This is a genomic window from Holdemanella biformis DSM 3989, from assembly GCF_000156655.1.
Classification (GTDB): domain Bacteria; phylum Bacillota_I; class Bacilli_A; order Erysipelotrichales; family Erysipelotrichaceae; genus Holdemanella; species Holdemanella biformis.
In genome coordinates this window covers 276845-279084 of sequence record NZ_DS996841.1, presented here as the reverse complement: position 1 = coordinate 279084, position 2240 = coordinate 276845, and the positions used below count along the sequence as shown (strand labels likewise).

Here is a 2240-nt window from a genome sequence, read left to right as displayed (position 1 = left end):
CAAATATGTACTTGGCGACATCAATATCATGTGTTCCATGCAGGAACATTTAGGTGTTTTATTGGAATTGAAAGGCAAAGGCTGTCGTCAAATGGAAAGTTATTTATTGGCACAAGAACGCTCATGGTATGACTTCATGCTTGATTGTTTAACGGCAAGTGGTAAGATGAAACGTCTTGACTTGGCAATCAATGATAAAGCAGGAATATTAGATATTCCAAAATTAAAGGAAAAATATAAGGCTGGCGAATGTATCTCCTACTTTCGTATGCAGAAAGATTACAGCGGTACGGAAAAATGCGGTAGTGATTTACCAAAGAATACAGGAGAAACCTTATATCTCGGTTCAACAAGCAGTGAATTATATATGTGTGCTTATCAGAAGAATTATGAGCAGTATGTCAAAAATGGCATAGAAGTTGAAGATACGGAAATAAAAAACCGTTTTGAAATACGCATGAAGAATGAACGAGCCTATTATGCGGTTGTAGATTTACTGACCTATCGGGACGCTGAACGCACCGCTTTTTCTATCATCAATCATTATGTCCGCTTTGTTGACAGAGAGGACGACAAGCCAAAAAGTCAATGGAAAACAAATGATGATTGGGCGTGGTTTGTAGGGGAAAACAGAGAACCGATACGATTAACTACAAAGCCAGAACCTTATACTTTACAAAAAGCATTGCATTGGTTACAAAGACAGGTTGCACCAACCATAAAAATGGTACAAGCATTAGACAGAGAAAATCATACAACGATACTGAAAGATATGATTGAACAGGCAGAACTCAAAGGCAAGCATAAACATTTATTACAATTAGAAAAATCGACCATAGAAGAACGAATAGATACCGCTGTTCCACAAGAGAATGACGGTATTTTTTAATGTAATTGAAAAATTTCAGATTTAGTCAGCAAAGAGTCATTTTTATTCCCTATATGGAACGGAAAAGAAAAATGAACTTTTTTATCAAATCTGCAACAAAACAGCTACTTGCGTACAGATATGGTGCGAGAAAAGGAAATCTAAACTTTTTTTGAAAATAGGTCATTAAATCAGGGCTTGCTGTCCCTATATGATGTGAAAGAAGAAAAAAGTTTTGAAAAAATGACGGAAATTCGTGATTAATGGACAGTGTTCTATGAAAAGAGGAAAAACTATCTTAAATTTGTATTCAAATATCTTACTCGTGTCGAGTGTTGGTGCAAGAAAGAAGAAATTATTATGTCATTTCTTGATTTGTATTCAAACAGGCATTAGCAGTTGAGTGTTGATGTGAAAAGAGGAAAATACTTTATTCTAAACTTAACAATTTAAGGTTTCCGTTCCCTATATGGTGCAAAGAAAATATTTCATTCTATTGTTGGCAGTAACGGTATGGTTTGGGTAGTTAGGGTGTGAAAAGAAGAATAATCTTTTTTCGTCATTAACTTAGCAAAATGACAATTTCTATCCCTATATGGTGCAAGAAAAGAAGTTAAAATTTTTCCATTTCAACTTAACAAATGGACGTTTGCTGTACAGATAGTAGTGAAAAAGGAGAAAATCAACCGTTGATTGCCAAAATGAACCGTTCCATTTGTACTAATAATGGAAAAAGTTTTGAATTTTGGTTACATTTCCCCTCTTTTCCAACGCGGTATATAGGAAAGATGATTTTCTTCTTTCGGGTTCTTTGACAACTGAATAAAGCAATTCAATACGTTTGACAGACAGCTAGCCGTTGAAACAAATACGCCATGACCTTTCCCCTGCAAAAGCGAGCGAACTCTATTTGTGTTCTTGTAAAAGACTTGTCCTCTTTTATCGCCATGACCTGTGCTGTCAGATAATGATACTCCCGTACAGCCACAGTTTGAGCGTTAAGAGCGTCGCACGCAATGGGTACGGCTACATAAAAACTATGCAGAGGTGGAACTCCTGTGGGCTATGACAAAAGCCGTTGAATTGCTTAGAAAAGATTTTTACAGAAAGGGGGTATGTGTTATTGATAATACTGTAAAAACAATTCAAAAGAAAAATAACAAGTGTGGCATTGGAAACAGAGGAAAGACAAAGATTGTTGTAAAAGAGCATTTTCCCGAAAAGGGGAAGACAATGGAAGAACTTCTGACTGATGTTATGCTTGAGAAAGCAAAGCAGACAATCGCATAAATTCGGTGCAGTTGTAAGAAATAGATTGAATGTGAAAAATAACCCATGTTATACTTTACTTGCAAGCAGGTATTGTAAACAC

General features: G+C 35.8%; 3 protein-coding genes. All 3 read left to right on the top strand.

Going from position 1 to position 2240, the window contains the following annotated elements; all coding sequences use genetic code 11:
- Positions 1-889: replication initiation factor domain-containing protein (locus EUBIFOR_RS02890; protein ID WP_003864413.1), on the top strand; the 889-nt coding region annotated here is incomplete at its 5' end.
- A 256-nt stretch (positions 890-1145) separates the two neighbouring features.
- The gene (locus EUBIFOR_RS13350) at positions 1146-1271 is read left to right on the top strand and encodes a hypothetical protein (RefSeq protein WP_261795739.1); all 126 of its coding nucleotides are present in this window, start codon (positions 1146-1148) and stop codon (positions 1269-1271) included.
- A 662-nt stretch (positions 1272-1933) separates the two neighbouring features.
- On the top strand, positions 1934-2158 hold the full coding sequence (locus tag EUBIFOR_RS02885) for a hypothetical protein (protein WP_040466105.1): 225 nt from the start codon (positions 1934-1936) through the stop codon (positions 2156-2158).
- Positions 2159-2240: the final 82 nt, after the last annotated feature.

Coding starts and splice junctions, on each gene's coding strand:
- EUBIFOR_RS02885 (WP_040466105.1), top strand. CDS start 1,934: ATGACAAAAGCCGTTGAATTGCTTAGAAAAGATTTTTACAGAAAGGGG.
- EUBIFOR_RS13350 (WP_261795739.1), top strand. CDS start 1,146: ATGAAAAGAGGAAAAACTATCTTAAATTTGTATTCAAATATCTTACTC.